Origin of the sequence: Promicromonospora citrea, assembly GCF_013004695.1 — a bacterium.
GTDB lineage: Bacteria > Actinomycetota > Actinomycetes > Actinomycetales > Cellulomonadaceae > Promicromonospora > Promicromonospora citrea.
The window spans coordinates 1-7197 of the sequence record NZ_JABEMG010000176.1 but is presented as its reverse complement, the minus strand read 5'-3'; the positions used below and the strand labels follow the sequence as shown (position 1 = coordinate 7197).

The following is a 7197-nucleotide window of genomic DNA, read 5'->3' as shown; positions in this document are numbered from 1 at the left end:
TTCTCGGCTTTGACGGCCGTCAAAGCCGAGAAACGTCGGGTTGAAGAGCGAGCGGCCGTGGCTCAGCGCCGCGCCAGGACCTCCGCCGCGCGCGTGCGGGCCCAGGCGTCCGCCGCGAGGACCCCCTCGACCGAGCCCGCGTCGCCGCCGCCCGCCGCGGCGTGCTCCTCGACCACGGCCGCGACGGTGTCGACGATGTCGAGGAACCCGATCGCGCCGTCGTGGAACGCGTCGACGCACACCTCGTTGGCCGCGTTGTAGACGGCAGGGTGCGTGCCCCCGGCCTCCCCCACCTGGCGGGCCAGGCGGACGGCGGGGAACGCGTCGTCGTCGAGCGGTACGAACTCCCAGGTGGCGGCCTGCGTCCAGTCGATGCCGACGTCGACGTCGGGCAGCCGGTCCGGCCACGACAGACCGAGCGCGATGGGCACGAGCATGCGCGGCGGGCCGGCCTGGGCGAGGGTCGAGCCGTCCACGAACTCGACCATCGAGTGGATCATCTGCTGCGGGTGCACGACGACGTCGATCGCGTCGAACGGCAGGTCGAACAACAGGTGCGCCTCGATGACCTCGAGACCCTTGTTCACCAGGGTGGCCGAGTTGGTGGTGACCACGCGGCCCATCGCGAAGTTGGGGTGCCGCAGGGCCTGCGCGGGCGTCACGTCCCGCAGCTCGTCCCGCGACCTCCCCCGGAACGGGCCCCCGCTCGCCGTGACCACGAGGCGGCGCACCTCCGCCGGCGCCCCCGAGCGCAGCGCCTGCGCGATCGCGGAGTGCTCCGAGTCCACCGGGACGATCTGCCCCGCGTGCCGCACCGCCTTCTTCACGAGCTCGCCGCCCACGACGAGCGACTCCTTGTTGGCGAGCGCGAGCGTCGAGCCCGCCTCCAGGGCGGCGAGGGTGGGGCGCAGGCCGACCGAACCGGTGATGCCGTTGAGCACGACGTCGCTGCCCCGGCCGGCCAGCTCGGTCGCGGCGTCGGGGCCGGTCAGCACCTCGACGCCGGCGGCGCCCGCCTCGCGGAGCAGGGCGGTCAGGGCGGGGCCCGCGGCGTGGTCGGCGACGGCGACCGCGCGGACGCCGAGGTCGGCGGCCTGCCGGGCGAGGAGCGGGAGGTCCGTCCCGCCGGCGGTGAGGGCGTCCACGCGGAACCGGTCCGGGTTGCGGCCGACGACGTCGACGGCCTGCGTGCCGATGGAACCCGTGGAGCCGAGGAGGGTGACGCTTCGCATGGGGCACATCCTGTCAGGACTCGCGCTCAGGCTTCTCCGGCAGGCTCCGACCGGCCGCGGCCGAACATCCGCCAGCCGCGCACGACGCCGCGGGGGTCGGGCACCGGCTCGCCGTCGGCCTCCCAGCCGGCGTCGCCGTCGAGCGGGACCACGTGCAGGCCGAAGTCGGCGAGGATCACGGGGATCGCGCGGATCGCGGCGCGGTCCTTCTCGCGGTCGGCCTCGGACAGCTCCGACCAGGGGCGCAGGTCGGGGTGCACGCGACGGGCGTCGTCGCGCACCGGGCCGTAGGTCCAGCCCGCCGCCTCCTTCTCCGCCGTCCAGCGGTCGTGCTCGTCGACCGCACGCGCGTCGACCACGGGCTCGGGGATGCGGCCGTGCTCGGTGCCGCGCGCGGGCGCGACCGTGCAGCCCATCTGCCGGAGCCGGTCGGGGATCGCGCGCACCTGCGCGCGGTTGGCGGCGCGCAGGTCGGCGGACAGCTCGGTCCACGGCACCATCGCGGGCGAGCTGCCCCACTCGACGCCGCGTGAGCGCTGGTTGCGCAGGTAGGTGAGGTGGGCGGAGACGGCCATGAGGTCGTAGACGTCGTCGTGCACGAGCGCGCCCGGCGCCGTGGCCCGGCGCAGCAGCGGCCCGGGGCGGACGATGTCGAGCCGCCCGTCGAGGTCGTCGAGGATCGCGCCGTCGTGCACGCCGAACAGGGCGTCCAGGCCGGCGAGCCGGTTCAGCCGCAGCACGACCGGTCCGTCGGTCGCCCGCCACAGGTCGCTGTCGCGCAGCGCCTCGCGCAGGGCCTCGCCGTCGTCGTCGTGGCAGACGTAGACCCGGTCGGGGGTGCCGACCGACCGCACGTCCGCGAAGGTCGTGACCGGGACGAGGCGGCAGGCCGCCCGCACCGCGGGCCAGCGGGCGCGCAGCGCGCGGGCCGCCTCGCGTGCCCCCGGCCCCACGAGCGTCACGGTGAGCGGCTCACCGCCCGACGCGATCTCGACGTGGCGCAGGCGCGCCAGGGCGACGACGAGCGCACGGCCGAACACCCCGTGACCCGTGACCGCGACGTGCGGAGCGTCCCCCCTGGCGACGTCGATGTCCCGGCGGGCCAGCGCGCGGGCGACGAGCTCGTCGAGCGTGAAGAAGTCGACGCCGGGCTGCGGGTGGCTCAGGTGCCGCGCCTGCAGGGCCAGCGCGAGCTCCGGGTCGCGCACGTGGGCGTTGAGGCGCAGGACCGGCAGGTCGGGGTCGCGGTCGACCCTGCTGGCCACGGCGACGGTGAGCACGTTCGTGCCGGGCTCGTCGTCCTCGGCCTCGCAGGCGTACAGGACGGCGGCACCGGAGATCCCGGCGTCGCGCAGGGCCTCCTCGGACCCGGCGGCGGTGCGCACGACGAGGGCGCCACGGGCCGCGAGCGCCTCGGCGATGACGTCGGCGGCCGGGGTGCGGCCGACCACGACGGCGTGCCCGCGCATCCGGCGGGTGCGCACGAGCACGAACTGGTCGGCGAACAGGGAGCGCACCGCCTCGAACACGGCGTAGCCGGTGGCCACGGGAGCGAGGAACCGCGCGGCCTGGAGCTGCCAGGGCAGGTCGCCGCCGTCGTTGGTGGCCTCGGCGCCGAGCACGAAGAGCTGGACGGAGTAGTAGACGACGTCCCACGCGGTCGTGCCCCACGCGAAGTCCGGGTCGGTGCGGTAGCGGGCGAAGCCCCACACCCCGAGGGCGAACGCCACGACGAACAGTGCCGTGAACCCCGCGCGCACCCACGATCGGCGCAGCCGCAGGCGCCGGGTGCCGGCGTCGGGCCGGACCAGCTCAGGTGCCGCCATCTCCCGCCTCCCTCGTCCGGGCCGTGCATCCGTCCGCGAAAGTGACTACGGTCACGACCTGCGGCGACACTACACATTCAGGTCGACGAAGGGCTGCTGTGGCGAGGATGACCGACCGGAGGGCCCGCTCACTGATCCCCGCGAGCCTCGTGCACGGCGAGCCGGGCGCCGACGGGTACGACGCCTTCCTGTCGTACAGCCGCGACTCCGACGGCGAGTTCGCGCCCGCGTTCCACGCCCAGCTCCTCGACTTCGACCGGCGCGAGGGCGTGCCGGGCCTGAACATCTTCCTCGACCGCACCGGGCTGGCGAACAACCCGAGCCTGTGGGACTCCATCGTGCGCAAGCTGGAGCGGTCCCGCTACCTCATCCTGTTCGCGTCCGAGGGGGCCGCCAGCTCGCGGTACGTGGCCAAGGAGGTCGCGTGGTGGCTCGACCACCGCGAGCCGGAGACGCTGCTGGTCGCGCTGACGAGCGGCCGCATCGTGTGGGACCAGACGGCCAACGAGATCGACGCGATCAGCACGACGGCGCTGCCCGCCCCGCTCGTGCAGCGCATCGACCACGAGCCGAAGTGGACCGACCTCACGCGGCTGCGGCAGCGCCGGTTCTGGCGCCACCACCCTGACCGGGCGACCGCGCTGGCCGAGCTCGTCGCCCCGCTGCGCGGGCAGGACGTCGGCACGGAGGAGATCCTCAGCGCGCACATCGCCCGGCAGAGCACCGCGAGCCTGCGCAACCGCCTGGCGAGCGCGGCGCTGGCCGTCGCCCTGGTCGCGGCGATGACGGCGGGCGGCGTCGCGTGGTGGCAGGCGGACCGCGCGGGCAAGGCGGTGAACGCCAACGCGGCGCACCTGCTGGGCGCGACGTCGCACGTGGTCCACCAGGACGACCCGGCCACCGCCCAGCTCCTCGCGGTCGAGGCGGTCCGCCGCCTGCGGGACGGGCAGACGCGGACGGCGCTGTTCAACGCCGTCACCGCCAACGAGCCCGCCGACCCGTACCTGCTGCGCACCGTCGACGTGCCGGAGGAGACCCGGCTGGCCGACGTCGCGGCGACGGCGACCGGCGTCGTGGGCCGCACCGGCAAGGGTGACCTGGTGCGCTGGAACCCCGACGACGGCCCCCCGGAGGTGCTGCGGGGCGACCGCACGCCGTTCGGCACGGTGTCGGGCCCCGACGGCGCGGGCCCGGTCGTGGCGGGCAGCGCGGACGGCACGGTGGTCGCTGCGGTGGACGACCTGGGCGTGACGGTCGGCCGGTTCGGCGAGCTGCCGGAGGGCAGCACGACCCGGCAGACCCACCTCGACCTGCCGGGCGCCACCACGGTCGCCGTCACGCCCGACGGCGGCACCCTGCTCATCGCGTGGCGCGACGCCACGACGGGGAACCACCGCATCGGCAGCATCAACCTCGCGGGCCGCGACCTGGACGTGCTCGAGTCGGACGCCGGCCCGAGCCGCCCGCACGAGCAGCGCCTCGCGTTCCGCACCAAGGTCGGGACCGACCTGCACGTCACGGCGCTGGCCGTGGGCTCAAGCCGCACCCTCACCGTGGCCGACGCCGCGGCGGGGACCCTCGAGGTGCGGGGGCTCGACACCCTGGAGCCGACCGGTGGCTCGGACCAGGCCGTCACGCTCCCGCACGGCGCCGTCCCCTCCCCCGCGCTGCGCGACTGGGCGACGCTCGACGACACGGACGACGGCACGGTCGTCACCGTGCGGCACTGGGCCGACGGCACGGAGCGCACCGCGGCATGCCCCGTCCCGCGTGCGTGGTCCGGGGCACGCCTCGTCGCGCTCGACGACGCCGCCACCCGCGCCCTGGTCACCACCGACGACGGGCTCGTGGTGTGCGAGATCGCGGCGGGGACCGGCGTGCACCGCACCTGGCACCTGTCGGGCGTGCGGCGTACGGGACCACCGGTGCTCGTCGGGGCCGAGCGCGTCGTCGTGGCGAGCGACGGCCGCATCGCGCTGTGGAGCACCGCCGGCACGGACGGCGACGTCCCGCTGCCCGCGAGCGCGTCGGCCGGGACCGCCGGGCCCGGCCCGTCCGCCGTGCCCGCGACCTACCGCGACCCGGTGACTGGCGAGGTGAGCACGGCCGTCGCGTGGTCGGACGGCACGGTCACGGTCCACGGGCTCGGTACGGTGACCCTGCCGCCGGGCAGCCCGCACGCCGGCGTGCCGCTGCTGCCCGTCTGGCTCGACCGTGAGCGCCTGCTGCTCGTCGCACCCGACGGCTCCGCCTACCGGACGCAGGGCGGTACGGCTGCCGGGTACGAGGCGGGCTTCCGCGACCTCGTGGCGCCCGGCCTCGACGGGGGCGACCCGCGGTGCGCCACGGTGGTCGACGCCCGCCGCACGCGCGACGACGTCCTGCTCGTCGACGCGTGCTCCGGCCTGCACCTGCTCGACGCGGACCTGCAGGAGCGCGCCCTGTTCGTACCCGGCCCCCTGGGCAGCACGCCGCGGCTCGCCTCGGCGTGGGCCGAGCCCGGCCGGGTCGCGGTCGCCGACGACGGGAGCCGCGTCGCCGTGGCGCCGAAGGACTTCTCGCTCCGCGTCGCGGACCTCGAGGCGGCGGCGCGCGGCGAGAGCGACGTGTGGACGGTGCGCGGCAGCAGCGTGCAGCAGGTCCACCTGGTCAGGGCCCGCAGCGGCAGCGACGACACGGCCCTGCCCGACCGGCTCGAGCTCGTCACGCTCGGCCTGGACTCGACGGTCCGCCTGCGGGGCGTCGACGGCTCGGCGGATCCGCGCAGCCTGGACCTCACGGGCACGTACGGCGACGTCATCGCCGTGCTGCCGGGGCCGAACCTCGTCGCGCGCAACCAGGGGCCGGCGCTCGCGTTCTTCGACATGGAGACCGGTCAGAAGGTGGGGGAGCTCGCGACCCGCCTCTACACGCCGGACGGTCCCGGCGGGCCGGACGAGGGCGCGGAGCCCGCCCCCGGCGTCGTGCACGCGGCCGACGGGCAGCTCCTCGTGGTCCAGGACCACGGCGTCACGACGGGCTGGACGTTCTCGGACGACCAGATGATCGACCGGGCCTGCGCCATGGCGGGCCGCCCGGCGACGGCCGCCGACATGCCGGAGGGCGTCACCCTCACCGACCCGCCGGCCTGCGCGCAGCCGGGCTGACCCGCGAAGGGGCCGCCGCGCTCAGGACTCGAGGCGGCCGGCCTCGCGCTCGGTCTCGTCCGCCTCCTCGTCGCGGCCCTCCTTGCGCAGGGCGCTCGACAGCGACCGCATCGAGGTCACCGCGTCGCTCTTGACGATGTCCGACGTCGTGCCGCGGAGCTTGCCCCACAGGCTCATCGCCTCCTCGGCGACCTCGAGCACCTGGGAGCGCTCCTTGCCGCCGAGCGTGGACGTCGTGAAGTTCTCCAGCGCGTGCTCGAGCACCTCGCGCTGCTTGCCCGGGTCGTCTTCGTCCAGGCTCTTGTAGAGCTGGACGGCCTCGCCCATCAGCGCGGTGGTCGGCTTGTCCTTCTCCTTCGACGCGGCCTGGCTGCCGAACGACAGCAGCGCGACGGCCAGGCGGGAGACCGTGCTGCCCGCCTCGCCCGGCAGCTTCTCGGCGCCCTGGGCGACCAGCTGGTGCAGGCGCGCGGCCGTGCGCGTCTCGAGGTTCTCCTGGCGCTCCTCGGCCTCCGGCGCGACCTCTGCGGTCGTCGGCTCCGCCGGCGCGGCGGTCGGCTCGCCGACCGCCTCCGCTGCCGGCCCGCCTGCCACCTGTCCTGCTGCCACCGGTCCTGCTGCCCCTGCTGCGGTGCCCTGCGCCGCCTGTGCCTGCTCCGGCAGTGCGTCCGTGCTCACTCGTTCCTCCTGTCCACGGTGCGTTGAAACTACCAGAACGGGCGTTCAGTCCGGTATGCACCCAACCTGCCCGCCGACGGCGCGCGCGCCCGCCGGGCGCCGCACCGGAGCGGTACCGTCGGCGGCCATGAGGAACGCCATGCACAGCGGTGCCGGGACGGGGACCGGCGCCGCTCCGACCACCTGGTCGCGCGGCGCGGCCCGGGACCTGCTCGCGCGGGCCAGCCGGGCAAGCGCCTGGCGCTGCCGAACTCGCGCGTGCTGATCCACCAGCCCGCGATGGAGGGCGGCGGCTACGCGCAGGCCTCCGACATC

At 75.8% G+C, this 7197-nt stretch carries 4 protein-coding genes and 1 pseudogene; 2 read left to right on the top strand and 3 right to left on the bottom strand.

The features are described from left to right. Positions 1–62: 62 nt before the first annotated feature. A complete protein-coding gene (dxr, locus tag HLB15_RS21340; protein ID WP_171108458.1) occupies positions 63–1232 on the bottom strand; it encodes a 1-deoxy-D-xylulose-5-phosphate reductoisomerase in 1170 nt (389 codons plus the stop codon). 26 nt (positions 1233–1258) lie between these two features. Beyond that, complete coding sequence (locus HLB15_RS21335; protein WP_171108456.1) at positions 1259–3058, bottom strand: RyR domain-containing protein; 1800 nt, start codon at positions 3056–3058, stop codon at positions 1259–1261. A 107-nt stretch (positions 3059–3165) separates the two neighbouring features. Between HLB15_RS21335 and HLB15_RS21330 the strand changes: the two genes are divergently transcribed. Next, positions 3166–6204, top strand: coding sequence for a TIR domain-containing protein (locus HLB15_RS21330; RefSeq protein ID WP_171108454.1), 3039 nt, complete (start codon positions 3166–3168; stop codon positions 6202–6204). A 21-nt stretch (positions 6205–6225) separates the two neighbouring features. Here the strand turns inward: HLB15_RS21330 and HLB15_RS21325 are convergent, their stop codons facing one another. Further along, a complete protein-coding gene (locus HLB15_RS21325) occupies positions 6226–6882 on the bottom strand; it encodes a hypothetical protein (RefSeq protein ID WP_171108452.1) in 657 nt (218 codons plus the stop codon). A gap of 216 nt (positions 6883–7098) precedes the next feature. Here HLB15_RS21325 and HLB15_RS21320 point away from each other — a divergent pair. Beyond that, a pseudogene (locus tag HLB15_RS21320) lies at positions 7099–7197 on the top strand (ATP-dependent Clp protease proteolytic subunit); the annotation flags it as partial.